Origin of the sequence: Achromobacter sp. Marseille-Q0513, from assembly GCF_018195695.1 — a bacterium.
Taxonomy (GTDB): domain Bacteria; phylum Pseudomonadota; class Gammaproteobacteria; order Burkholderiales; family Burkholderiaceae_B; genus Achromobacter.
In genome coordinates, this window is sequence record NZ_JAGTJY010000017.1 from 1 (window position 1) to 24,506 (window position 24,506).

Consider the following 24,506-nt stretch of genomic DNA (forward strand, 5'->3'; position numbering starts at 1 on the left):
GTGGTGGAAAGCATCGGCGCCGACGAGATCCGGCGCCTGGCCTCGCAAGGCCCCGCCGTCCCGCCGCCCCAGCCGTCGTCGGCCACGGGTTCGCAGCCGGTGGCCGAGCCAGTCGCCGCGGCCCCGGCCGCGCTGACGCCGGTGGCGCTGCCGGCCACGCCGCAGCCGGCCCGACCCGCCGGCGGCATCGGCAACGTCTATCTGCAGGTGGGCGCGTTCAGCCAGCCGGCCAATGCGCAGACGCTGGTCAGCCGCATCAATGCGCAGCTGAGCGCGGAAGGCGCGCCGCCCGCCATGATGGAGCAGGCCAACAACCTGTACCGCGTCAAGATCGGCCCCTACCCCGACCGCCAGAGCGCGCTGAACGCCGTGCAGCAGGTGTCGGATCGCATCGGCATCCTGCCCAGCATCGCCGCCCAGTAGGCGCGGCGGTCCGGCGGGCGCGCGTCGCGCCCGTCATCCTCGACGATCCCAAAAAGCCGTCAGGCTACGCAACGCCCGGCGCTACCAGGGCAGTTCGGCCTGCCCGTCGCAGACGCGGCGCGCCCGCGGGCTGCGGCTCACGTACAGATTGCCCTCGTGCGCCAGCAGCGCCTGCTTGCGCGGCAGCCCGCCGCCAAAACCGGTCAGCGAGGTGTCGCTGCCGATCACGCGATGACAGGGAATGATGATGATGAGCGGATTGCGACCCACCGCGCCGCCGATGGCCTGCGCGCCCTTGGGCCGGCCCACGGTCCGCGCCAGTTCGCCATAGCTCGTCAGCACGCCGAAATCCAGCGCGCACAGCGCGCGCCAGACTTCATGCTGGAACGGCGTGCCGACCGGATCCAGCGCCACGTCGAACGTGCGCCGGCCGCCGGCGAACCACTCGTCCAGCTCGCGCCGCCCCTGTTCCAGGATCGGATTCGATTCGTCGCGCAGCCAGCCTTCGGACGAAGGCAGCAACGCCTGGTCGGTGAACCACGCCCCGCGCAGGCCCTTGGCGCTGGCGATCAGGCGCATCTCGCCCAGCGGCGTGGGCATGTCCCGGTAGACCAGCTGTTCGTTGGGGTCGCCGTGCTTGCCGGACGCGACCGTTGCATAGACCATGCCAATTACTCCATCTATCCCGCTTACTGCCCGTCGCCGGCGGCCGTCTTGCGCAGCGCCCGGCTGTACAGCGCGTCCTTGGGCAGGCCCGTGACCTTGGCCGCCACCTTGGCCGCGTCGCGCACGGACAGGGTTTCCAGCAAGGCGTCGAGCAGCGCGTCAGCGCGCGCGTCGACCTCGCCCTCGTCCTCTCCGGCCTCGTCGGCGTGCGCGATCAGCACGAACTCGCCCTGCTCGCGGTGCGGGTCGGCGGCCAGCCAGGCCGCGCCCTCGCCCAACGCGAAGGTGGCGATTTCCTCGAAGCGCTTGGTCAGCTCGCGCGCCACGGTCAGCTTGCGAGCCGGGCCGCAGACCTCCAGCAGGTCCGCCAGCGTGGCGGCCAGCCGGTGCGGCGACTCGAACATCACCACTGGCGCCGGCAGCGCGCACCAGGTGCGCAGCCAACGCTGGCGCGCGGCCGCCTTGGGCGGCGCGAAACCGGCGAAGGCGAAGGCGGGATTCTCGTCGGACGTAACGCCGCTGCCCATCAGTGCCGCGATGACGGCGCTGGGGCCGGGCACCGGCACCACCGCGTAGCCGGCCTCGCGCACCGCGCGGACCACGCGCGCGCCCGGATCGCTGACGGCCGGCGCGCCGGCGTCGGACACCAGCGCCACGCGCTGGCCCTGGGCCAGGCGCTCGCAGATCGCCTGCGCGGCCGAGGCTTCGTTGTGCCGATGGGCGGCCATGAGCGGCGTGCCCACGCCCCAGGCGTCCAGCAGCTTGCGGCTGGCGCGGGTGTCCTCGGCGGCGATCACGTCCGCGCGCTGCAGGGCATGCCAGGCCCTCAGGCCCAGGTCGCCCAGGTTGCCGATGGGCGTGGCCACCACGTACAGCGTCGCGGCGGGCCAGTGCTGGCCGGCGACGCTCTCGGCGACCCGGCTCCAGGCATCGCCGGCGGCGGGTGAGACATTTTGATTCATTGCGGGCAGCTCAGGCGGAAAACCATGCCAGTGTAGCCGCCTGGCGCATCCCTTCCGCCCTGGAGCCCGCATGAACGACGAGATCCTGCCCCTGGCCCTGGCGCTCGCGCAGGCCGCGCGGCGCCGCGCCCGGCGCAAACGGCGCGCGACGACGCGCCAGCCCGTCCCCGCACCGCGCCGCTCGCCCACCCAGCGCGTCGGCGACGCCCACGAGGACGCCGCGCTGCGCCTGCTGCAGGCGCGCGGCCTGATCCTGCTGGCGCGCAACCTGGCCTGCCGTCATGGCGAGATCGACCTGGCCATGCGCGACGGCGCGGTGCTGGTCTTCGTCGAGGTCCGCGCCCGCCGCGACGCGCGCTTCGGCGGCGCGGCAGCCAGCATCGGCGCGGCCAAGCAGCGGCGGCTGGCCCGGGCGGCCGCGTACTGGCTGCCGCGCCTGGCCGCCCGCCACTGGCGCGGCGTCCCGCCGGCCGCGCGTTTCGACGTGGTCGCCTTCGAATCCGGCGTTGCCCGGTGGCTGCGCGATGCCTTCCTGGTCGCGGGCTGAACGGTCCGGCGCGCCCGGCGACAGGCCGGTTACGACAAGGCGAAAAGCCGTTACGCCTGGTCAGGCCGGCGTCACGGCCCCATGAGATAATCGCGCCCATGGATATGACCTCTCGTATGACGTCGCACTTTCGCGATGCCGCGGCCACGCTCGAGCAAAGCATGAACGAGCTGGCCGAACCGCTGGCGGTGGCGGTGGACGTGCTGTTTGGCGCCCTGGCGAACAATGGCAGGATTCTGGCTTGCGGCAATGGCGGCTCGGCCGCCGACGCGCAACATTTCGTCGCCGAACTGGTGGGCCGCTTCGAGCGCGAACGCCTGCCCCTGGCCGGCATCGCGCTCAATACCGACACCTCGATCATGACGGCGGTCGGCAACGACTACGGCTTCGACGAGATCTACGAGCGCCAGGTCAACGCGCTGGGCCAGCCCGGCGACGTGCTGGTGGCCATTTCCACCAGCGGCAACTCGCCCAACGTGGTGCGCGCCATGGAAGCGGCCAGCGCCCGGGAAATGCATGTGCTGGCCCTGACCGGCAAGGGCGGCGGCGTCATGGGGGAACTCATTACGCCAATGGACGTCCATCTATGCGTGCCCAGTGATCGCACGATGCGCATCCAGGAAGTCCACATCTTGCTGCTGCACGCCCTTTGTGACGGCATTGACGCTCTTCTGCTAGGAGACACCGAATGATTTCTGACGCCAGGACCGCGGTCCGCCCGCTGCTGCTCGCCGCCTTGCTCTCGACCGCCGCCCTGTCGCTGTCGGCCTGCGCGCCCCTGATCGTCGGCGGCGCCGCCGCCACCACGGCGGTGGTCGTGACCGACCGCCGCACGTCGGGCACCCAGCTCGAAGACCAGAACATGGCCTTCAAGGCGCAGCACCAGATTTCCCAGAAGCTGGGCGAGACCGCGCGGGTCAACGCCATGGCCTATGGCGGCATCCTGCTGCTGACCGGCGACGTGGCCACGGACGAGGCCAAGAACCAGGCCACCGCCATGGCCCGCGGCGTCGAGAACGTCAAGCAGGTGGTGAACCAGCTGACCGTGGGCCCGATCGCCTCGCTGGGCGTGCGCTCGAACGACACCTGGCTGACCTCCAAGGTCAAGACGGCCCTGATCAACACCAAGTACGTGCCGTCGGGCACCATCGCCGTCACCACCGACCACAGCGTGGTGTACCTGATGGGCAAGCTGACCCAGGCCGAGGGCGACTACGCCGCCAACGCGGCGGCCGACGTGGGCGGCGTGACCAAGGTTGTTAAACTGTTCGAGACCATCAGCCGCGAGGAAGCCGTGCGGCTGTCCAGCAGCGGATCCAAGTCCTCGCAGTCCGGCTCCTCCGCCGACGCCAAGGCGCCCATCGAAAGCAGCGCCGGCGCCCAGGGCGACAGCAACGCCTCCGGCGGCAGCAGCGGCGTGCAGGCCATACCGATCAAATAACGCCCTACTCCACGCGGCCCAGCGATGAAAAAAGCCCTTCTAGCCCTGACCCTCCTGGTGGCCGCCGGCATCGGCGGCTGGTTCCTGCTGCGCCCGGCGCAGACTGCGCCGGACGTGCAATTCACCACGCTGGAAGGCAAGTCCTTCTCCATGCAGGACCTGCGCGGCAAGGTCGTGCTGGTGAAGTTCTGGGCGACCAGCTGCGTCACCTGCGTCAAGCAGATGCCGGAGACCATCTCGGCCTACAACGAGTACGCGGCCAAGGGCTACGAAGCCATCGCGGTCGCGATGAACTACGACCCGCCCAACTTCGTGCTGAACTTCGCCGAGACCCGCAAGCTGCCCTTCCCGGTGGCGCTGGACACCAAGGGCGACATCGCCCGCGCCTTCGGCGACATCCGCCTGACGCCCACGGCCTTCCTGATCGACAAGCAGGGCCGCATCATCAAGCGCTATCTGGGCGAATACGACGTGGCCGAATTCCACGCCACCGTGGAAAAGGCGCTGGCCGCGGGTTGAACCGCATTCGATCCCGGTTCCGCCCAAAGAAAAACCGCTCTGAGAAGAGCGGTTTTCTTTTGCCCGGCTGGCAAGCCTGCCCGGCTTAGAACGCCGGCACCACGGCGCCCTTGTACTTTTCCTGGATGAACTTCTTCACCTCGGGCGTGTGCAGCGCGTTGACCAGCTTCTTGATGGCCGGCGCGTCCTTGTTGTCGGCACGGGTCACCAGCACGTTGGCATAGGGCGAATCGGAGCCTTCGATGAACAGCGCGTCCTTGGTCGGGACCAGGCCGGCTTCCAGCGCGTAGTTGGTATTGATCAGCGCCAGGTCCACGTCGTCCAGCGAACGCGGCAGCATCGCGGCTTCCAGTTCGCGGAACTTCAGCTTCTTGGGGTTCTCGACCACGTCGGCGGCGGTCGCCAGGATGTTGGACGGATCCTTCAGCTTGACCAGGCCCTGCTTCTGCAGCAGCACCAGGGCGCGGCCACCGTTGGACGGATCGTTCGGGATGGCGATCGTGGCGCCGTCCTTGAGTTCGGAAATGTTCTTGATCTTCTTGGAGTAGCCGCCGAAGGGCTCGACGTGCACCAGGGCCACCGGCACCAGCGTGGCCTTGCGGTCCTTGTTGAACGACTCCAGGTAAGGCTTGTGCTGGAAGAAGTTGGCGTCGAGCTGCTTGTCGTTCAGTTGCAGGTTGGGCTGCACGTAGTCGCTGAACACCTTGATGTCCAGTTCCACGCCTTCCTTGGCCAACTGCGGCTTCACCACTTCCAGGATTTCGGCATGCGGCACCTGGGTCGCGCCCACCACGATTTTTTCAGCATGGGCGGCGCCTGCGGCCGCCAGGAAGAAAGCCGAGGCCGCCAGGGCCGACCGGACGAAGTTCAAACGCATGTATTGCCTCTTTTATAGGTAGGAAATCGGGGGCTGATGCCCGGCCGGTTGGGGTTCCGCCCTCTCGTGGAGCGCGGCGCCGTTGTGAAAACGCCCCCAATTTACCTGAATGCCGGTTATTTGTCGGGCATATGAACATGGGTTTTGGATATAAGCCGGTAGCGGGTACTACAATCCGTCGTATGCTTGCGCTGGCGCGGTTCCTGTGCCTTATCGCGCAGGCATTTTCATGCCGCCGCCTCCCAGGAAGCGAAGGCTTTCCCCTCTCATGACCCACGCTTTTTCAATCATCTATTTACCGACTTAGCTGCCATGACCGACACCCCCGACCCTGCTGCCGTCTCGTCTCCCGCCGTCAAAGCCGCCGTGCTGTCCGAGGCCTTGCCGTACATTCGACGATTTCACGGCAAGACCATCGTGGTGAAGTACGGCGGCAACGCCATGACGGAAGAGCGGTTGCAGCGCAGCTTCGCGCACGACGTGGTGCTGCTCAAGCTGGTCGGCCTGAACCCCGTGGTGGTCCACGGCGGCGGTCCGCAGATCGATGACGCGCTGCGCCGCATCGGCAAGCAGGGCACCTTCATCCAGGGCATGCGCGTCACCGACGCCGAGACCATGGAAGTCGTCGAATGGGTGCTGGGCGGCCAGGTCCAGCAGGACATCGTCATGATGATCAACGAAGTCGGCGGCAAGGCCGTGGGCCTGACCGGCAAGGACGGCGGACTGATCCAGGCCCAGAAGAAGCTGATGGCCAACAAGGACAACCCCGCCGAGCCCATCGACATCGGCTTCGTCGGCGACATCACGCTGGTCGAGCCGGCCGTGGTCAAGGCGCTGCAGGACGACCAGTTCATCCCGGTCATCTCGCCCATCGGCTATGGCGAGGATGGCACCGCCTACAACATCAACGCCGACGTGGTCGCCGGCAAGATGGCCGAAGTGCTGGGCGCCGAAAAGCTGCTGATGCTGACCAACACCCCGGGCGTGCTGGACAAGGCGGGCAAGCTGCTGCGCAGCCTGTCGGCCCAGACCATCGACGAGCTGTTCGCCGACGGCACCATCTCGGGCGGCATGCTGCCCAAGATCTCGTCGGCGCTGGACGCCGCCAAGAACGGCGTGAACTCGGTCCACATCGTCGACGGCCGCGTGCCGCACTGCCTGCTGCTGGAAATCCTCACGGACCAAGGCGTCGGCACCATGATCAGCTCGCATTGATGCCCACCCCCGAAGCGCTGCGCGCTTCCCCCTCAAGGGGGCGCTGCTGCGGACCGGAAGGATGCTCCCACCCCGAAGCGCTGCGCGCCTCCCCCTCAAGGGGGCGCTGCTGCGGACCGGCAAAGCCGGCTCCGCGCAGCCCCTGTCGGGGTCGTATAGCCTCAACTTGGACGGTGCCTAGCGCCATGGGCAACTGATGCGAAGCCTGCGCCAATTGCAGCGGCCCGCGGTGCGCGTGCGGCGGTCTCGCAGGACCGCCGCGCACGACGACGGGCTGTTGTGGCTGTTCGACCTGGACAACACGCTGCACGACACGTCGCACGCGATCTTCCCGCGCATCGACCACGGCATGACCATGGCCGTGGCCGAGACGCTGGGCGTGGACATCGACACGGCCAACCACCTGCGCCGCAAGTACTGGAAGCGCTACGGCGCCACCATGATCGGCCTGGTGCGCCACCATGGCGTGGACCCGCACGAGTTCCTGCACCGCAGCCACGACTTCGACGTGAACCCGCTGGTGCGCGCCGAGAAGGCGCTGGCCTACAAGCTGCGCCAGCTGCCCGGACGCAAGGTGCTGCTGACCAACGCGCCGCTCGAGTCCGCGCGCGCGGTGCTGCGCCGCCGGGGCATCCTGCGCCAGTTCGACAGCCTCTGGGCCATCGAGCACATGCGCCTGCATGGCGAGTTCCGCCCCAAGCCATCGCCGGCCCTGCTGCGCTACGTGCTGGCGCGCGAGGGCGCATCGCCCCGCCGCACCGTGCTGGTCGAGGACACGCTGGCCAACCTGCGCGGCGCGCGCCGCGCCGGCCTGCGCACGGTCCACGTCTATCATCCCGGCACGCCGTTCGGACGCGGCCGCTCGCAACGGCCGTCCTACGTCGACTTGCGGGTAAACTCGGTCAGTGATTTGCTGTTGCGCCGACGTCCCCTGCGAGGATAGCGGCGGGTCTTACCCCCCACCCTTCCGTCAGCCTGCGTGGACCAGACACTTTCATGGCGAGCAAACCCGGCGAACGCAAGACCCAGATACTGCAGACCCTGGCCGAAATGCTGGAGCAGCCGCACGCCTCCCGCATCACCACGGCCGCGCTGGCCGCGCGCCTGTCGGTATCCGAGGCCGCGCTGTACCGCCACTTCGCCAGCAAGGCGCAGATGTTCGAAGGGCTGATCGAATTCATCGAGACCAGCATCTTCACGCTGGTCAACCAGATCGCCGCCGCCGAGCCGCTGGGCGTGACCCAGGCGCGCCAGACCGTGGCCATGCTGCTCACCTTCTCCGAACGCAACAAGGGCATGACCCGCGTGCTGACCGGCGACGCGCTGGTCACCGAGGACAACCGGCTGCAGGAACGCATCAACCACATCAACGACCGCATCGAGGCCTCGCTGCGACAGTCGCTGCGCACCGCCGTGACCGACGGCGGCCTGCCGCCCGAGGCCAACATCAGCGCCCATGCCAGCCTGCTGACGCACTTGGTGCTGGGTCGCTGGCTGCGCTATGCGCAAAGCGGCTGGCGCGTCACGCCCACGCTGCACCTGGACGAACAGCTGCGCCTGGCGCTGGGCTGAGCGCCCGCAAGAAGCCCCTCCGATCTACTCGCGCAGCCGCTGCGCGCGCCGCTTGCCGCGCGTGCGCGCAACCCGTTGGCGGGCTTGCGATTTTTCGGGGCCGACGAGCATAATGCCGCGGATGGGTTCCCACAAGCGCGATTTCCAGGTGGCTTGACCCATATCAATACGGGTTTTCCTGAATGCCGTCACGATCATACTGTAGCGTCGACATGCCGAATTGATTCATCCCGTGCTCGCGGGGCGGCGTGTCGTCAGTTTGACCTCAACCGGAGATGGATATGACCGCGCCAGCCGCCGTCCCTGCCCCACAAAACAAAACCAAGATCCCCATCGGACTCATCGCCGGCTTTGTCGCGCTGATCGCAGTGCTGCTGATGCCCCTGCCGGCGGACCTGCCGGTCGCTGGCCATCGCATGCTGGCCATCCTGGCCTTCGCCGTGGTCGTGTGGATCACCGAAGCCGTGTCGTACGAAGCCAGCGCCATCATGATCACGACGCTGATGGCCTTCCTGCTCGGCACTGCGCCGACCATCAAGGATCCTCAGGTGCTGTACGGCACCTCCGCCGCCATCAGCATGGCGCTGACAGGCTTCGCCAACTCGGCGCTGGCGCTGGTGACCGGCGCGCTGTTCATCGCCGCCGCCATGACCTTCACCGGACTGGACCGACGCATCGCGCTGGTCACGCTGTCCAAGGTCGGCACCAGCACGCGCCGCATCCTGATCGGCGCGATCGCCGTGACCATCGTGCTGAGCCTGGTCGTGCCCAGCGCCACGGCGCGCAGCGCCGCGGTGGTGCCCATCATGATGGGCGTGATCGCGGCCTTCGGCGTGGACAAGCGCTCGAACATCGCCGCCGGCATCATGATCATCGTGGCGCAGGCCACCAGCATCTGGAACGTCGGCATCCAGACCGCCGCCGCGCAGAACCTGCTGACGGTCGGCTTCATGGAAAAGATGCTGGGCCAGCGCGTGGCCTGGTCCGACTGGCTGATCGCGGGCGCCCCCTGGTCGCTGATCATGTCGGCCGTGCTGGTCGTCGTGGTGCTCAAGATGCTGCCGCCGGAAAGCAACAGCATCGCCGGCGGCAAGGAAGCCGTCGAGAAGTCGCTGCGTGATCTCGGTCCCATGACCGGCGCGCAGAAGCGCCTGATGGCCGTGTCCGTGCTGCTGCTGCTGTTCTGGGCCACCGAAGGCAAGCTGCACAAGTTCGACACCACCTCCACCACCTACTTCGGCCTGGTGCTGCTGATGCTGCCGCGCTTCGGCGTGATGACCTGGAAAGACGTGCAATCGCGCATACCGTGGGGCACCGTGATCGTGTTCGGCGTCGGCATCAGCCTGGGCACCGCGCTGCTCACCACGCAGGCCGGCCAATGGCTGGGCAACCAGGTGGTCGCGCACACCGGCCTGGACCACCTCGGACCGCTGGCGATCTTCGCCATCCTGTCGGCCTTCCTGATCATCATCCACCTCGGTTTCGCCAGCGCCACCGCGCTGACCTCGGCCATGCTGCCCATCCTGATCTCGGTGCTGGCCACGCTGCCGGGCGAGTTCAGCCGCCTGGGCATGACCATGCTGCTGGGCTTCGTGGTCAGCTATGGCTTCATCCTGCCCATCAACGCGCCGCAGAACATGGTGTGCCTGGGCACGGAAACGTTCAACGCCCGCCAGTTCGCCAAGGTCGGCATCGTCATCACCATCGTCGGCTACCTGCTGATGCTGCTGTTCGGCATGACCTACTGGCGCTGGCTGGGCTGGCTGTAAGGAGAAGCGCGCATGAAAATCTCGCTTGAACAGGCACGGGAATACGGGCGGCGCGTGCTGGCCGCCCAGGGCGTGCCGGAAGACATCGCGCGCGACGTGGCCGATCACCTGGTGGAGTCCGACCGCGTCGGCTACACCAGCCACGGCCTGTCCATCCTCACCAACTACCGCCGCGTGCTGGCCGACGGGCTGGCGCAGGCCGACGGCCGGCCCGAGCTGGTCAACGACCGTGGCGCCATGCTGGCCTATGACGGCCACAACGGCCTGGGCCAGCACGTGGGCAAGGTGGTCATCGAAAAGGCCATCGAGCGGACGCAGCAACATGGCCAATGCATCCTGACGCTGCGCCGCAGCCACCACCTGGGCCGCATGGGCCACTACGGGGAAATGGTGGCGGCGCAGGGGCTGATCCTGCTGGCCTTCACCAACGTGATCAACCGCGCGCCCACCGTGGCGCCGTTCGGCGGCGCCCAGGCCTGCATGACCACCAATCCGCTGTGCTTCGCCGGGCCGCTGCCTGGCGGGCGGCCGCCCTTCATCGTGGACATGGCCACCAGCTCCATCGCCGTCAACAAGGCGCGCGTGCTGGCCGCCAAGGGCGAACAGGCGCCGCCGGGATCGCTGATCGACGCCCAGGGCAACCCCACCACCGACCCGAACGCGCTGTTCGCCGATCCGCCGGGCGCGCTGCTGCCCTTCGGCGGCCACAAGGGCTACGCCATGGGCCTGGTGGCCGAGCTGCTGGCCGGCGTGCTGTCGGGCGGCGGCACCATCCAGCCCGAACACCCGCGCAACGGCGTGGCCACCAACAACATGTTCGCCATCCTGCTGAACCCGCAGGTCGACTTCAACACCGACTGGCGCTCGCTGGAAGTCGGCGCCTTCATCGACTACCTGCAAGCCTGCCCGCCGCAACCCGGCGTGGACCGGGTGCAGTATCCCGGCGAGTACGAAGCCGCCAACCGCGCGCTGAACGCGGATTCGCTGACCTTCGATGCGCGTATCTGGGACGGCATGAAGCAGCTGGCGACGGATCTGGGCGTGGCGGACGCGTTGCCTCGATAGCGCATTCGTTCCCGTCCTGGCTGGTTTTACAGGAAGCCCCCTTTTCTTGCGAAAGGGGGGCTTTTTTCATTCCCAGGCCACCCCCCACGCGAGTTCCTACGCTTGGCGCACGCATGGATAAAACCGCCCCGGTTCGCGCAACGTGCCGGCATTCGCACGCTATGGTCCCATCCATCCGTCTACGCCAGGCCGGCAACGTCACGGCAGCTGCCGATTTGCCGGTTTTAACCAACTAGGTTAGTATTTTCATGGAAAAACATACACCGCATTGCAAGCTGCAGGTGGTCAGGATGCTGCTGGAAGCGGGGCGGTTCCGTGCGACGGGTTCAGCGCTTCACGGCGCGGCAAGCCTGGGGCTGGATCTGAATGGCATGGTCGACATCATCCGGGCGCTGACGCCCAGGGATTTCCACAAGAGCATGACGACATCCCAGGATCACCGCATTTGGCAAGATGTCTATCGTCCGCGAACCCCGCTGGGCGACGTCTACTTGAAATTGACGGTCATCGATGACGTGCTCATCGTGTCCTTCAAGGAGCTGTGAACATGAAGTGTCCGAATTGCGGCGCCGCCGCGCTGGCTCACGGCACCCGCGCCCTGCCCTACACCTACAAGGGCCAGACAACCATGATTCCGTCCGCGACCGGCGACTACTGCGCGGCCTGCGGCGAAGCCGTGTTCGACGCCGGCGAATCGGCTCGCCTGAGCGCGGCAATGCTCGCTTTCAATCGCGAGGTCAACGCCCGCGCCGTCGATCCCGCCTACATCGCGAGCGTGCGCAAGAAGCTGGCGCTGGACCAGCGTGAAGCGGCCGAGATATTCGGCGGCGGCATCAATGCCTTCTCGCGCTACGAAACCGGCAAGACCAAGCCGCCGCTGGCGCTGATCAAGCTGCTCAGGGTGCTGGACCGTCACCCCGAGCTCTTGAGCGAAGTCCGCGCGGCGTAGATGCCGCGATCGCTAGGACTTCACCGACCGATACCGGCTGATGCTCATCATGATGCCGAATGCGATGCCCATGGTGAACAGCGCCGTCCCGCCATAGCTCATGAAGGGCAGCGGCACGCCCACCACGGGCAGGATGCCCGTGACCATGCCCACGTTCACGAACACGTAGATGAACAGCATCATGGTCATCGCCCCCGCCAGCAATCGTCCGAACTGCGACGAGGCGCGCGAGGCGATGGTCAGCCCGCGCGCCATCAGCAGCGCGTACAGCACCAGGATGGCGATGCCGCCGTACAGGCCGAATTCCTCGGCGTAGACGGCGAAGATGAAGTCGGTGGTGCGCTCGGGGATGAAATCCAGGTGGGTCTGCGTGCCCTTCATGTAGCCCTTGCCGTACACGCCGCCCGAGCCCACCGCGATCATGGACTGGATGGTGTGGAAGCCCTTGCCCAGCGGATCGGAGCTGGGATTGAGCAGTGTGCAGACGCGGTGCTTCTGGTAGTCGTGCAGCACCACCCAGCTCACGTCCGGCTCGCACAGCTGGTCTTCGTAGTAGATCAGAGTGCCGATGCCGATGATGCCGGCCAGCAAGGCCGGGATCAGCAGCTTGAACGACAGGCCGGCGAAGTAGATCACGAAGAAGCCCGCGCCGAACACCAGCAGCGCCGTGCCCAGGTCGGGCTGCAGCACGATCAGGCCGAACGGCGCGGCCAGCATGGCGGCCGCGGCCAGGAAGTCGCGGATGCGCACCGCGCCCTCGTGGCGCTGGAAGTACCAGGCCAGCATCATGGGCACGCCGATCTTCATCATCTCGGACGGCTGGATGCGGGTCACGCCCAGGTTGAGCCAGCGGGTCGCGCCCTTGCTGGTCTCGCCGAAGAACTCCACGCCCAGCAGCAGCACCACGCCCACCACGTAGAACGGCAGCGCCAGTTTCATCAGCCACTTGGGCGGGATCAGCGCCATGATCCACATGGCGAAGAAGGCGATGACGAAATTGCGCGACTGGTCGGCGAAGCGCCAGTCGGTGCCGCCCACGGCCGAATGCATGACCGTCAGGCCCAGCGCCGCGAACATCAGCAGGATGGCGAGCAGCGGCCAATCAAAGGCCGTGAACACGCGCAGGAGGATCAGGCCGAAACGCTTCATGGCTTGCGCACCACGTCAGAGGCGATGGACTCGACCGAGGCCAGCGGATCGGCGCGGTCCGGCCGCACGATCTTGTCCTTGCGTTCCTTGGCCAGCCAATAGTCGAACACCTTGCGCGCCACCGGCGCGGCCACGCTGGCGCCCCAGCCGGCGTTCTCGACGATCAGCGCCACGGCGATGCGCGGGTGCTCCAGCGGCGCGAAGCCCATGAACAGGGCATGGTCGCGCAGGCGCTCGTCGATGGCGCTGGCGCGGTAGCGCGCGCCGCGCAGGCTGAACACCTGCGCCGTGCCGGTCTTGCCGGCCGCCTGGTAGGGCGTGTTGGCGAACGCGCGCCGCGCCGTGCCGGCGCGCACCACGTCGGCCATCGCGTTCTTGATCACGTCCACGTTGGCCTGCTTCAGGGGAATACGATAGTCGGGCACCGAATCGGTGGGCTTGGCCTGGCCCGTGCGCGGATCACGCACCGCGTGCACCAGGTGCGGACGGCGGTACAGGCCGTCGTTGGCCAGTGTCGACGTGCCCTGTGCCAACTGCAGCAGCGTGAACGAGTTGTAGCCCTGGCCCACGGCGACCGAGATGGTCTCGCCCGCGTACCAGCGCTGGCGTTCCTTTTCCTTGTAGGCCGAGCGCTTCCAGTCGGTGGACGGCAGCACGCCGCGCTTCTCGCCTTCCAGGTCGATGCCGGTGATCTGGCCAAAGCCGAACTGCTTGGTGAAGTCATGCAGCGCGTTCACGCCGATCTCGGGGCCCAGCGAATAGAAGTAGGTGTCCGACGACACCACGATGGCCTTGTGCATGTCGGTCATGCCATAGGCGGCGCCGCCGGCGTTGCGGAACTTCTGGCCGCCGAATTCGTAGAAACCGGGATCGGAGATGCGGTCGGTGGCGCGGCGCTTGCCCAGTTCCAGCGCGGCCAGGCCCACGAAGGGCTTGTAGGTCGAACCGATGGGATAGGTGCCGTACAGCGGGCGGTTGATCAGCGGATGGTCGGGCGACTCGTTCAGCATGCGCCAGTTGTCCACGTCGATGCCGTCGACGAAGAGATTGGGATCGAACGAGGGCTGCGACACGAAGGCCAGCACCTCGCCGGTATCGGGATCCAGCGCCACCAGCGCGCCGCGCTGCCCCTCGAAAGCCTGTTCGGCCACCTTCTGCAGGCCCATGTCGATGGACAGCATGATGTCCGAGCCGGGCACCGGGTCGATGCGTCGCAGCGTGCGCATGGGGCGTCCGCCGGCCGTCACCTCGACCTCTTCCAGGCCGGTGCGTCCATGCAGCGCTTCTTCCCAGGTCTTCTCGATGCCCTTCTTGCCGATCACGTCGGTGCCGCGGTAGTTGCCCAGCTGGCCGGCGCGTTCCAGGTCCTCGATGTCGCCGTCGGCGATGCGGCCGATGTAGCCGACCACGTGGGCGGCCGACAGGCCCTGCGGATACTCGCGCACCCAGCGGGCGCGCAGTTCGACGCCGGGAAACTGGAAGGCATGGGCGGCGAACCAGGCCGCCTCGGTTTCATTCAGGTTGTTGCGCAGCTGCAGGCTGGCGTAGCGACTGGACTCGGCCGCGCGGCGCTTGAAGCGGCGCTGGTCGGTCGGGCTGATGTACACCACTTCGTTGAGCCGCTCGAACAGCGCCGTCAGGTTGCCGGCGTGGGCCGGCACGACTTCCAGCGTGTAGGTGCGGTAGTTGCGCGCCAGCACCTCGCCGTTGCGGTCCAGGATCTCGCCGCGGCGCGGCGGGATCGGCACCACCGCGATGCGGTTGCGGTCGGCGCGTTCGGACAGGCCCTCGTAGCGGTCCACCTGCAGATACCAGAAGCGGCCGATCAGCACGCCGAAGCACAGCAGCGCGAACACGCCTCCCACCCAGGCGCGCAGCAGGAAGCGCTGCTTTTGCTGCTGGCCGGTTTTCTTGAACTCGAACATCGCTTGCGCCCGCCCGCCGTCAGGCGGACGAGGACTCGGCGTCGTCGGCGCCGCGCTGGGGCAGGTGCAGCACCCAGCCGGCCAGGGGCCACAGGGCGGCGGTCAGGCCGGCGCTGACGGCCCAGTCCCAGCCCGGCCACTTGCCCGCCAGCCATGCGTGGATGATCTGCACCAGCAGCCGCGCGGCGAAGAACACCGGCAGCATGTGCATGGCCTGGCTCCACAGGTCGAAGCGCTGCAGGCGGCGCTGCAGGGCCACGGCGCCATAGGCGATCAGCGTGTAGGACAGCGCGTGCTCGCCCAGCAGGCCGGCGTCGTGCACGTCCATCAGCAGGCCGAAGGTGAAGGCGGTGAACAGGCCGATGCGGCGCGGCTCGTGCGCGCACCAGAAGGCGATGATCAGGATCAGCACGTCGGGCGCGCCCTGCCACAGCCGCCAGGGCAGCAGCGACACCAGCCACACCAGGATGATGGAGGCCCAGACGAAGACGCCGTGCGCCGGCCCGTCCAGCCGCTCGGGCTGGACGTTGCTGGGCGTGCCCAGGCGTCGCCGGGGCGACGAAGCGTTAGTCCGATCCACCGGAATCGACCTCCTGACGGTTGGATTCGGCGCGGGCCACATCCACCTGCAGGACCAGGAAGTGGCGATAGCGTTCGGGATGGGCCAGCGGCTCGCAGACGGCGCGCGCGAAGCCCGAGGCGGTGTCACGCTCGACCGAAGTGACCTTGGCCACCGGCAGGCCGGCCGGGAACAGCCCGCCCACGCCGCTGGTGACTATGGTATCGCCTTCCTTGATGTCGGCGTTGGCCGCCAGGTAACGGACTTCCATCTTGCCGGGAGAGTTCCCGCCGAAGGCGATCAGCCGCAGGCCGTTGCGCAGCAGCTGGACCGGGATGGACACCTGCTCGTCGGTCACCAGGGCCGCCTCGGCGGTCATCGGGGTGACGCGCACGATCTGGCCGACCACGCCGCCTTCGTCGATGACCGGCATGCCCGGCGCCAGGCCGGCCTTGCTGCCCTTGTTGAAGACCAGGCGCTGGTTGAAGGCGCTGGTGGGCTCGTACAGCACCTCGACCACCACCGCCGACTGCGCCACCGTATCGGTCACGCCCAGCAGGCGGCGCAGTTGCGCGTTCTCGGCGGCGAGCTGCGCGCCATGGGACGCCACCTGGGCCAGCTCGATGCGCTGGCGCTGCAGGGCTTCATTCTCGCTGCGGATGAGGTTGGCCGCGTTGACCCATTCATTGACCTGCTGGACCAGGTCGCGCGGCGCCATGACGGCGCGCTGGAAGGGGTAGATGGCCACGGACACCGCCCTGCGCACCGGCTCCAGCACGCGCAGTTGCGAATCCATGATGATCAGGGCCACGGCCAGGACGACCAGAACGACCAGCCGCACCTCTGCCGGCGGGCCGCGCCTGAATAGGGGAGGAGTCCCTTGTCGTTGCATGAATCTCAGCCCGGGCGGTCGCGCCCGGAGCCCCCGCCGCGGCCGGAGCCGCAAGACAACAGGGCTCCGGGCTGGCGCAAGGAATTAGTCGTTGATGAAGATGGCGCCGAGTTTCTCAAGATGTTCCAGCGCTTCGCCGCAACCGCGCACCACGCAGGTCAGGGGATCGTCGGCCACCACCACGGGCAGGCCGGTTTCCTCTTGGAGCAGGCGGTCCAGGTCGCGCAGCAGCGCGCCGCCGCCGGTCAGGGCGATACCCTTGTCGGTGATGTCGGCGCCCAGCTCGGGCGGCGTCTGTTCCAGGGCGATCTTCACGGCGGACACGATCTGGTTCAGCGGATCGGTCAGCGATTCCAGGATCTCGTTGGACGAGACCGTGAAGCTGCGCGGCACGCCTTCGGCCAGGTTGCGGCCCTTGACCTCGATCTCGCGGACTTCGGAGCCGGGGAAGGCCGAGCCGATTTCCTTCTTGATGAGTTCGGCGGTGGGCTCGCCGATCAGCATGCCGTAGTTGCGGCGGATGTAGTTGACGATGGCCTCGTCGAACTTGTCGCCGCCGACGCGGACCGAGCCCTTGTAGACCATGCCGCCCAGCGAGATCACCGCCACTTCGGTGGTGCCGCCGCCGATGTCGACGACCATGGAGCCGCTGGCGTCGGACACGGCCAGGCCGGCGCCGATGGCGGCGGCCATGGGTTCCTCGATCAGGAACACGTGCGAGGCGCCCGCGCCCAGCGCGGATTCGCGGATGGCGCGGCGTTCAACCTGGGTGGAGCCGCAGGGCACGCAGACGATGATGCGCGGGCTGGGCGCCAGCATGTTGCGGGGGTGCACCATGCGGATGAACTGCTTGAGCATCTGCTCGGTGACGGTGAAGTCGGCGATCACGCCGTCCTTCATGGGCCGGATGGCCTCGATGTTGCCGGGGACGCGGCCAAGCATCTGCTTGGCTTCGTGGCCGACGGCCTGGATGATCTTCTTGCCGTGGGGACCGCCTTCATGACGGATAGCGACCACGGAGGGCTCATCGAGCACGATGCCCTTGCCGCGGACGTAGATCAGCGTATTGGCGGTACCGAGGTCGATCGCCATATCGCTGGAAAAATAACTGCGCAGGAATCCGAACATGGGAGCTCAGCAAATTCTGGGGGGGGAATTGGGTCAGGCCGCGGGGCGCACGGTCCGGATACACTCGAACCCGCCTGTCGTCACGGCGATTAAACCGTGAATCATAACTTATAATTTCCGTGGAAATAGCGCATAAATGCAGGCTATTCAAGCTTTGTAACGGGTTGGGCGTATGCATACTGTCCCGGCCCTCCCCCGGCCTTCCGTTATTCGAATTTCGAAATCCCCATGGCGCTCAACGACAAAGATGTGGCCCGCATAGCCCGGCTGGCCAGAATCGAACTGACCCCGGAACAGCGCGCCCACGCGCAGACCGAACTGAACGGCATCCTCCACCTGATCGAGCGGCTGCAGTCGGTCGACACGCAAGGCGTCGAGCCGCTGGCCCATCCGCTGTCGGCCCACGAGGACATCACCCTGCGCCTGCGCGAGGACGCCGTCACCGAGCCCAGCTCGGAAACCCGCCGCCAGGAACTGCTGGCCAACGCCCCGGACGCCCAGGACGGCCTGTTCCTGGTTCCCAAGGTCATCGAGTAAGCCATGACGAAACCCGCCCTGCATACCCAATTCGAGGGGATCGCCGGCCTGCGCGCGGCCCTCGCCCAGCGCCAGGTCAGCGCCGTCGACCTGGCGCAAAGCGCGCTGGCCGCCGCCGAGGCCGCCAGCGGCCTGAACAGCTTCTTACATATTGACGCCGAATTGACGCTGGCCCAGGCCCGCGCCGCCGACGCCGCCCTGGCCGCCGGCACCGCCGGCGCCCTGGCCGGCATCCCCATCGCCCACAAGGACGCCTTCGTCACCCGCGGCTGGCGCACCACCGCCGGCAGCAAGATGCTGGACGGCTACGTCAGCCCGTTCGACGCCACCGTGGTCGAGCGCCTGCAGGCGGCCGGCGCCGTGTCGCTGGGCAAGCTCAACTGCGACGAATTCGCCATGGGCTCGGGCAACGAGAACTCCGCCTACGGCCCTGTCCGGAACCCCTGGGACACGACTGCCGTGCCCGGCGGCTCCTCGGGCGGCTCGGCCGCCGCCGTGGCCGCCCGCCTGGTGGCCGCCGCCACCGGCACCGACACCGGCGGCTCGGTGCGCCAGCCCGCCGCCCTGTGCGGCGTCAGCGGCATCAAGCCCACCTACGGCACCGTCTCGCGTTTCGGCATGGTGGCCTTCGGCTCCAGCCTGGACCAGGCCGGCCCGCTGGCCGAGAGCGCCCGCGACCTGCTCGAGCTGCTGGACGTCATGAGCGGCTTCGACCCGCGCGACGCCACCAGCCTGGAAAAATGCGATGCCGCCGTCAACGAGCCGGGCCGCGTGCGGCGCGACTTCGACGCCGCCCAGGCTCGCCATGACGCCGCCGGCAGCCAGCCCCTGAAGGGCCTGCGCATCGGCGTGCCGGCCGAGTACTTCGGCGCCGGCCTGGCGCCGGACGTGGCCGCGGCCGTGGAAGCCGCCCTGGCGCAGTTCGAGGCGCTGGGCGCCGTGCGCGTGGCGGTGTCGCTGCCGCGCACCGAGCTGGCCATCCCCGCCTACTACGTCATCGCCCCCGCCGAAGCGTCCAGCAACCTGGCCCGCTACGACGGCGTGCGCTACGGCCACCGCGCCGCCCAGTACGACGGTCTGGAAAAAATGATCAGCATCTCGCGCGCCGAAGGCTTCGGCGACGAGGTCAAGCGCCGCATCCTGATCGGCACCTACGTGCTGTCCCACGGCTACTACGACGCCTATTACCTGCAGGCCCAGCGCCTGCGCCGCATGATCGCGCAGGATTTCCAGCGCGCCTATGCCGACCAGTGCGACGTGATCATGGGCCCGGTGACGCCGACGGTCGCCAAGAACATCGGCGACAACCGCGACGACCCCACCGCCGACTGGCTGGCCGACGTCTACACGCTGGGCGTGAGCCTGGCCGGCCTGCCGGCCATGTCGGTTCCATGCGGCTTCGGCGGCATGGACAACCGTCGCCCCATCGGCCTGCAGATCATCGGCAACTACTTCGACGAAGGCCGCCTCCTGGCCATCGCCGACCGCTATCAACAAGTCACCGACTGGCACAAGAAAGTGCCGGCTCCGCAGGCATGAAGCCCACCCCCGGAAGCGCTGCGCGCTTCCCCCTCAAGGGGGCATGCCTGCGGACCGGCAAAGCCGGCTCCGCGGCATCCCGCTGGGCAAGGCCTGCTTCATGCAAGACAAGCGGCTCACAACGCAATGGATTACTGACATGAACTGGGAAATCGTCATCGGCCTGGAAACGCACACGCAGCTTTCCACCGACTCCAAGATCTTTTCGGGCAGCAGCACCCGCTTCGGCTCGGCCGCCAACACCCAGGCCAACGTGGTCGACCTGGCGCTGCCGGGCAGCCTGCCGGTCATGAACCGCGGCGCCGCCGAGCGCGCCATCCGCTTCGGCCTGGCCGTGGGCGCCGAGATCGCGCCGCGCTCGGTGTTCGCGCGCAAGAACTACTTCTACCCCGACCTGCCCAAGGGCTACCAGATCAGCCAGTACGAACTGCCGGTGGTGGTGGGCGGCTCGCTCTCCTTCTTCGTCGGCGAAGAAGAAAAGACCATCAACCTGACCCGCGCGCACCTGGAAGAGGACGCCGGCAAGTCGCTGCACGACGCCTTTCACCTAGCCAACGGCGCCGCCGCCAGCGGCATCGACCTGAACCGCGCCGGCACGCCGCTGCTGGAAATCGTGACCGAGCCGGAAATGCGTTCGGCCGCCGAGGCCGTGGCCTACGCCCGCGCGCTGCACAGCCTGGTCGTGTGGCTGGGCATCTGCGACGGCAACATGCAGGAAGGCTCGTTCCGCTGCGACGCCAACGTGTCCGTGCGTCCGGTCGGCCAGAAGGAATTCGGCACCCGCACCGAGATCAAGAACGTCAACTCGTTCCGCTTCCTGGAACGCGCCATCCAGTACGAGGCGCGCCGCCAGATCGAACTGATCGAGGACGGCGGCACGGTGGTGCAGGAAACCCGCCTGTACGACGCCGACCGCGACCAAACCCGTAGCATGCGCAGCAAGGAAGACGCGCACGACTACCGCTACTTCCCCGACCCCGACCTGCCGCCGCTGGTGATCTCGCGCGCCTGGGTCGACGAGGTCCGCGCCGCCATGCCCGAGCTGCCCGCCGCGCTGCGCGCCCGCTTCGAGTCCGACTACGGCCTGACCGCCTACGACGCCGCCCAGCTCAGCGCCAGCCGCGGCCTGGCCGCCTACTTCGAGGCCGTGTCCCAGGCGCTGCCCGCCGGCCAGGCCAAGCTGGCCGCCAACTGGATCATGGGCGAGGTCGCCGCCACGCTCAACAAGGAAGAAAAGGACATCGCCGACGCCCCGGTGCAGGCGCCCGCCCTGGCCGCGCTGATCAACCGCATCATCGACGGCACCATCTCCAACAAGATCGCCCGCGAAGTGTTCGGCGCCATGTGGGCCGGCGAGAACGGCGGCCAGCCCGACGCCATCATCGAGGCGCGCGGCCTCAAGCAGATCAGCGACACGGGCGCCATCGGCGCCATGATCGACGAGGTGCTGGCGGCCAACGCGGCCATCGTCGAGGAATACCGCGCCGGCAAGCAGAAGGCTTTCAATTCCCTGGTCGGCCAGATCATGAAGGCCGCCCGCGGCAAGGCCAACCCGCAACAGGTCAACGACCTGCTCAAGCAGAAGCTGGACGGCTGACAGGGTCAGCGCTTTATCAGACCGACTCAGGGCCGCGGCGTATTGCCGCGGCCTTTTTGTTGGCCAAGAATGAACGGGTCGATATTCGATTGGAGACCCGAGCCATGACGATGCCCTATCTGTCCGTCCCGCTGGAGCAGGTTGCCGCGCGGCTTGATGAAATGATCCAGGCGGCCCGGGATGGCGCTTGCGTGGTCATTACGCATGATGGCCAGGCGCATGCCCGGATCTGCGAGGTCAATCCCCTGCTGACCGAAGAGGCGCATCAGGCGATCGAGGATCTCAAGAACTTCCCCCAGCGCCCACCCATCGACGAAGCCACCTGGTGGTATCTCGTCAAAGGCATACACGGATGAAGCTCGTGCTTGATGCCTCCGTCGCACTAAGCTGGCTGAAACTACCCAGCCAGCCCTTCCATACGCAGGCCATGGATATCCTGAACGACCTGCAGGGCAGTTCGGCCCTCGTTCCGGCGATATGGTCGCTGGAGGTCGCCCAAGGCGCACTGCGCGTAGAACGTTCCAAGGCGGCAACCACCGACGAATTGGCACGATTCACACGACTCGTACGCAGCGCACCCGTCGTCCACGACTCGCGCCCGCCGGATCGATGGCTTGCCTCCAGCGTATCGCTAGCCCGCACGCATGGGCTGACCGTCTATGACGCGTCCTATCTCGAACTCGCGTTGACCTCTCGCGTGCCTCTCGCCACGTTCGATCGAAAACTGGCATCCGTGGCACGCGCGCTGGACCTGGAACTCGCGGCACAGACCAGCGGGCTGGCGGAGCCCATCGTCGGATATGACGTGCCAGCAAGCGTAATTCATTGCGCGACAAGCGACCTCGGCCCCTGTGTTGGCCGGGAATGGACGGCCCGACATCCGAACAGAGGCCAGACCATGACGATGCCCTATGTATCAGTCCCGCTGGAACAAGTCGCCGAGCGGCTTGATGACATGATCCAGGCCGCCAGGGACGGCGCCCGCGTGGTCATTGCTCATGACGGCCTGGCGCATGCACAGATATGCCAGGCCAATCCCTTGCTGACCGAAGAGGCGCATCAGGCGATTGAAGGCCTGAAGAACGGCCCCAAGATCCCCTACACCGACGAAGCCACCTGGTGGTACATGGTCAAGGGCATCTGCGAATGAAGCACTGGAACAGGAGCCTCGAAATGCCCCGCTACCTCGAAGTCCCTCAGGAGAAAGTCGGCGAACGGCTCGACACATTGATCCGCCTGGCGCATGAAGGCGCGCCTGGATGCAAGAGGACCGCAGGTGTAGCGGTGCTGACCACCCCGCCTTACTTCACCCCGTACTTGGTCCTATAAGCCAGCACTGCCTCGCGATGCTCGGCGAACGCCGCGTCGTCCTGCAGCAAGGCCAGGATGTCCGCCAGCGACGCAATCGACACCACCGGAATGCCATAGGTCTTGGCCACGTCCTGCACGGCCGAGTGCGCCGACAGCGCATCGTCCGGGCCGGCGCGTTCCATGCGGTCCATGGCGATCAGCACGGCGGCCGGCTCGGCGCCGGCGGCGCGGATGATCTCCACCGATTCGCGCACCGAGGTGCCGGCGGTGATCACGTCGTCGATGATCACGACCTTGCCCTTGAGCGGCGCGCCGACCAGCGTGCCGCCCTCGCCGTGGTCCTTGGCTTCCTTGCGGTTGTAGGCGAACGGCACGTCGCTCTTGCCCTGCATGGCCGGGTGGCCGGCCAGGGCCACGGCGGTGGCGGTGGCCAGCGGGATGCCCTTGTAGGCCGGACCGAACAGCATGTCGAAGCCCACGCCCGAGTCCAGCAGCGCCTGGGCATAGAAACCGGCCAGCTTGCCGACGGAAGCGCCGGAATTGAACAGGCCGGCGTTGAAGAAGTACGGGCTGATGCGTCCCGATTTCACCTTGAAGCTGCCGAAGCGCAGCACGCCTTCATTCAGGGCGAAACGGACGAAATCGAGGGCGGTGGACGTTTGGGCGGCAGGCATGCGGGCATTCCAGATAGGTGGCGAACGCCAGCATTTTATCCGCTGCGCCGGCCGCGAGAGATCGCCGGCAGTCCGGGCGCGGGCCAGTGCGCGCCGGACTGGCTGCCCGCGCACGCCCGACGCACAATCCTGCACTCGCCCGAGGTGCACGCCCATTTGCCTCCTCACGCGCACCGTGCCCGCCCCCCGACACGCAGCGCGTGCAAGCGGGCCCCAAGCCGCGCGGCCCGCCCGAGTCGGTTAAATTCCAGGCATAGTCCGGCCCCATACGGGGGCCGCCGCCTTATTGGGAGTACCGCCTTGCTGCGCATCACGTCGCTCAACCTCAACGGCATCCGTTCCGCCTTCCGCAAGGGCCTGCAGCCCTGGATGGACAAGCACGGCGCCGACATCCTGTGCCTGCAGGAAATCAAGATCGCGGACGCCGACCTGACCGACGATCTGCGTCACCCGCCCGGCTACACCGGCCATTTCCACCACGCCGAGAAGAAGGGCTACAGCGGCGTCGGCCTGTACCTGCGCGACGCCGCCGAGCGCGTCAACATCGGCCTGGACTGCGAGGAGTTCGATCCCGAGGGCCGCATCATCCGCGCCGACTGGAAAGACCTGTCGGTCATCAGCGCCTACCTGCCGTCCGGTTCCAGCGGCGACGAGCGCCAGCAGGCCAAGTACCGCTTCCTGGACCGCTTCGGCCCGTGGCTGGACGGCCTGATGAAGGAACACAAGAAGAGCGGCCGCGAGTTCGTGGTCTGCGGCGACTGGAACATCGCCCACAAGGAAATCGACCTGAAGAACTGGAAGGGCAACCTGAAGAACTCCGGTTTCCTGCCCGAGGAACGGGCCTGGCTGACCGAGGTCTTCGACAAGCGCGGCTTCGTCGACGTGTTCCGCACGCTGGACGACCGCGCCGAGCAATACACCTGGTGGAGCAATCGCGGCCAGGCCTGGGCCAAGAACGTGGGGTGGCGCATCGATTACCAGATCGCCACGCCCGGCATCGCGGCCCGCGCCCGCGCCGCCTCGATCTACAAGGACGAGCGCTTCTCCGACCACGCGCCGCTCACCATCGACTACGACGTCAAGCTCTGAACCCCAGCCGGGCCGGACCCGGACCCGGCCTCAGCGCCGCTCCGGACGGGTTTGCGCCCGTCCGGCACGCCGCCATCCGACTGATATCCGTCAAAAATAAA

At 67.5% G+C, this 24,506-nt stretch carries 28 protein-coding genes; 18 read left to right on the top strand and 10 right to left on the bottom strand.

The features are described 5' to 3' along the window. The coding region (locus tag KDH83_RS06075) for an SPOR domain-containing protein (RefSeq protein WP_212313534.1) at positions 1-423 on the top strand (423 nt) is incomplete at its 5' end. 81 nt (positions 424-504) lie between these two features. Here the strand turns inward: KDH83_RS06075 and KDH83_RS06080 are convergent. Continuing rightward, positions 505-1,089, bottom strand: a complete 585-nt coding sequence (locus KDH83_RS06080; protein ID WP_212313536.1) for a methylated-DNA--[protein]-cysteine S-methyltransferase — start codon at positions 1,087-1,089, stop codon at positions 505-507. A 23-nt stretch (positions 1,090-1,112) separates the two neighbouring features. Further along, positions 1,113-2,051 carry a 16S rRNA (cytidine(1402)-2'-O)-methyltransferase gene (gene rsmI / locus KDH83_RS06085; RefSeq protein WP_212313538.1) on the bottom strand — a complete coding sequence of 313 codons (939 nt, stop codon included), beginning with the start codon at positions 2,049-2,051 and terminating at the stop codon, positions 1,113-1,115. A 70-nt stretch (positions 2,052-2,121) separates the two neighbouring features. Between rsmI and KDH83_RS06090 the strand changes: the two genes are divergently transcribed. The 4 genes from KDH83_RS06090 to KDH83_RS06105 all read left to right on the top strand — a co-directional run bounded on the left by KDH83_RS06090 (position 2,122) and on the right by KDH83_RS06105 (position 4,558). Beyond that, on the top strand, positions 2,122-2,598 hold the full coding sequence (locus KDH83_RS06090; protein WP_212313540.1) for a YraN family protein: 477 nt from the start codon (positions 2,122-2,124) through the stop codon (positions 2,596-2,598). Between the two features lie 98 nt (positions 2,599-2,696). Continuing rightward, positions 2,697-3,290 carry a phosphoheptose isomerase gene (locus KDH83_RS06095; RefSeq protein WP_199770942.1) on the top strand — a complete coding sequence of 198 codons (594 nt, stop codon included), beginning with the start codon at positions 2,697-2,699 and terminating at the stop codon, positions 3,288-3,290. Further along, positions 3,287-4,039 (top strand): BON domain-containing protein, encoded by a 753-nt coding sequence (locus KDH83_RS06100; protein ID WP_212313542.1) that lies wholly within the window; start codon positions 3,287-3,289, stop codon positions 4,037-4,039. Before KDH83_RS06095 ends, KDH83_RS06100 begins: the two co-directional genes overlap by 4 nt. A gap of 24 nt (positions 4,040-4,063) precedes the next feature. Further along, positions 4,064-4,558 carry a TlpA disulfide reductase family protein gene (locus tag KDH83_RS06105; RefSeq protein ID WP_212313545.1) on the top strand — a complete coding sequence of 165 codons (495 nt, stop codon included), beginning with the start codon at positions 4,064-4,066 and terminating at the stop codon, positions 4,556-4,558. An 85-nt stretch (positions 4,559-4,643) separates the two neighbouring features. Here the strand turns inward: KDH83_RS06105 and KDH83_RS06110 are convergent, their stop codons facing one another. Next, complete coding sequence (locus tag KDH83_RS06110) at positions 4,644-5,435, bottom strand: MetQ/NlpA family ABC transporter substrate-binding protein (protein WP_212313547.1); 792 nt, start codon at positions 5,433-5,435, stop codon at positions 4,644-4,646. A gap of 312 nt (positions 5,436-5,747) precedes the next feature. On the opposite strand from KDH83_RS06110, the gene argB reads away from it, so the two are divergent. The 3 genes from argB (at position 5,748) to slmA (ending at position 8,222) form a co-directional block, all read left to right on the top strand. Next, positions 5,748-6,650, top strand: coding sequence for an acetylglutamate kinase (gene argB, locus KDH83_RS06115; protein ID WP_006216311.1), 903 nt, complete (start codon positions 5,748-5,750; stop codon positions 6,648-6,650). Between the two features lie 196 nt (positions 6,651-6,846). Beyond that, entirely contained in the window at positions 6,847-7,593 is a 747-nt protein-coding gene (locus tag KDH83_RS06120) for a pyrimidine 5'-nucleotidase (RefSeq protein WP_212313549.1), read from the top strand. A 53-nt stretch (positions 7,594-7,646) separates the two neighbouring features. Further along, entirely contained in the window at positions 7,647-8,222 is a 576-nt protein-coding gene (slmA, locus tag KDH83_RS06125; protein ID WP_212313551.1) for a nucleoid occlusion factor SlmA, read from the top strand. Positions 8,223-8,246: 24 nt separating this feature from the next. Here the strand turns inward: slmA and KDH83_RS06130 are convergent, their stop codons facing one another. Then, entirely contained in the window at positions 8,247-8,420 is a 174-nt protein-coding gene (locus KDH83_RS06130; RefSeq protein WP_212313553.1) for a hypothetical protein, read from the bottom strand. A gap of 83 nt (positions 8,421-8,503) precedes the next feature. On the opposite strand from KDH83_RS06130, the gene KDH83_RS06135 reads away from it, so the two are divergent. From KDH83_RS06135 to KDH83_RS06150, 4 genes are all read left to right on the top strand, one after another. Continuing rightward, positions 8,504-9,991, top strand: coding sequence for a DASS family sodium-coupled anion symporter (locus KDH83_RS06135; RefSeq protein WP_212313555.1), 1,488 nt, complete (start codon positions 8,504-8,506; stop codon positions 9,989-9,991). Positions 9,992-10,003: 12 nt separating this feature from the next. Continuing rightward, the gene (locus KDH83_RS06140; protein WP_212313557.1) at positions 10,004-11,056 is read left to right on the top strand and encodes an Ldh family oxidoreductase; all 1,053 of its coding nucleotides are present in this window, start codon (positions 10,004-10,006) and stop codon (positions 11,054-11,056) included. Positions 11,057-11,304: 248 nt separating this feature from the next. Continuing rightward, on the top strand, positions 11,305-11,601 hold the full coding sequence (locus tag KDH83_RS06145; protein WP_212313559.1) for a type II toxin-antitoxin system MqsR family toxin: 297 nt from the start codon (positions 11,305-11,307) through the stop codon (positions 11,599-11,601). A gap of 2 nt (positions 11,602-11,603) precedes the next feature. Further along, positions 11,604-12,005 (top strand): type II toxin-antitoxin system MqsA family antitoxin, encoded by a 402-nt coding sequence (locus KDH83_RS06150; protein ID WP_212313561.1) that lies wholly within the window; start codon positions 11,604-11,606, stop codon positions 12,003-12,005. Positions 12,006-12,017: 12 nt separating this feature from the next. On the opposite strand, the gene rodA is transcribed toward KDH83_RS06150, so the two are convergent. The 5 genes from rodA to KDH83_RS06175 all read right to left on the bottom strand — a co-directional run bounded on the left by rodA (position 12,018) and on the right by KDH83_RS06175 (position 17,658). Continuing rightward, positions 12,018-13,154, bottom strand: coding sequence for a rod shape-determining protein RodA (rodA, locus tag KDH83_RS06155; RefSeq protein WP_212313563.1), 1,137 nt, complete (start codon positions 13,152-13,154; stop codon positions 12,018-12,020). Then, complete coding sequence (gene mrdA / locus KDH83_RS06160) at positions 13,151-15,079, bottom strand: penicillin-binding protein 2 (protein ID WP_212313565.1); 1,929 nt, start codon at positions 15,077-15,079, stop codon at positions 13,151-13,153. The genes rodA and mrdA overlap by 4 nt, the downstream gene beginning before the upstream one ends. A 19-nt stretch (positions 15,080-15,098) precedes the next feature. Beyond that, positions 15,099-15,659: a rod shape-determining protein MreD gene (gene mreD, locus KDH83_RS06165; RefSeq protein ID WP_212313567.1), complete on the bottom strand. Its 561-nt coding sequence runs from the start codon at positions 15,657-15,659 to the stop codon at positions 15,099-15,101. Next, positions 15,646-16,530: a rod shape-determining protein MreC gene (gene mreC, locus KDH83_RS06170; protein WP_103271510.1), complete on the bottom strand. Its 885-nt coding sequence runs from the start codon at positions 16,528-16,530 to the stop codon at positions 15,646-15,648. The genes mreD and mreC overlap by 14 nt, the downstream gene beginning before the upstream one ends. A gap of 84 nt (positions 16,531-16,614) precedes the next feature. Continuing rightward, a complete protein-coding gene (locus tag KDH83_RS06175) occupies positions 16,615-17,658 on the bottom strand; it encodes a rod shape-determining protein (RefSeq protein ID WP_006216320.1) in 1,044 nt (347 codons plus the stop codon). A 228-nt stretch (positions 17,659-17,886) separates the two neighbouring features. On the opposite strand from KDH83_RS06175, the gene gatC reads away from it, so the two are divergent. The 5 genes from gatC to KDH83_RS32475 all read left to right on the top strand — a co-directional run bounded on the left by gatC (position 17,887) and on the right by KDH83_RS32475 (position 22,481). Further along, positions 17,887-18,195, top strand: coding sequence for an Asp-tRNA(Asn)/Glu-tRNA(Gln) amidotransferase subunit GatC (gatC, locus tag KDH83_RS06180; RefSeq protein WP_103271511.1), 309 nt, complete (start codon positions 17,887-17,889; stop codon positions 18,193-18,195). 3 nt (positions 18,196-18,198) lie between these two features. Next, a complete protein-coding gene (gene gatA / locus KDH83_RS06185; protein WP_212313569.1) occupies positions 18,199-19,734 on the top strand; it encodes an Asp-tRNA(Asn)/Glu-tRNA(Gln) amidotransferase subunit GatA in 1,536 nt (511 codons plus the stop codon). A 139-nt stretch (positions 19,735-19,873) separates the two neighbouring features. Then, positions 19,874-21,331 (top strand): Asp-tRNA(Asn)/Glu-tRNA(Gln) amidotransferase subunit GatB, encoded by a 1,458-nt coding sequence (gene gatB, locus KDH83_RS06190; protein WP_212313571.1) that lies wholly within the window; start codon positions 19,874-19,876, stop codon positions 21,329-21,331. 104 nt (positions 21,332-21,435) lie between these two features. Beyond that, positions 21,436-21,687: a hypothetical protein gene (locus tag KDH83_RS06195; protein WP_212313573.1), complete on the top strand. Its 252-nt coding sequence runs from the start codon at positions 21,436-21,438 to the stop codon at positions 21,685-21,687. Then, positions 21,684-22,481 (top strand): type II toxin-antitoxin system VapC family toxin, encoded by a 798-nt coding sequence (locus KDH83_RS32475; RefSeq protein WP_249204885.1) that lies wholly within the window; start codon positions 21,684-21,686, stop codon positions 22,479-22,481. The genes KDH83_RS06195 and KDH83_RS32475 overlap by 4 nt, the downstream gene beginning before the upstream one ends. A gap of 151 nt (positions 22,482-22,632) precedes the next feature. On the opposite strand, the gene pyrE is transcribed toward KDH83_RS32475, so the two are convergent. Further along, on the bottom strand, positions 22,633-23,316 hold the full coding sequence (gene pyrE / locus KDH83_RS06210) for an orotate phosphoribosyltransferase (RefSeq protein WP_212313575.1): 684 nt from the start codon (positions 23,314-23,316) through the stop codon (positions 22,633-22,635). Between the two features lie 300 nt (positions 23,317-23,616). On the opposite strand from pyrE, the gene KDH83_RS06215 reads away from it, so the two are divergent. Further along, positions 23,617-24,405 (top strand): exodeoxyribonuclease III, encoded by a 789-nt coding sequence (locus tag KDH83_RS06215; RefSeq protein ID WP_212313577.1) that lies wholly within the window; start codon positions 23,617-23,619, stop codon positions 24,403-24,405. The last annotated feature ends 101 nt before the right edge of the window (positions 24,406-24,506 follow it).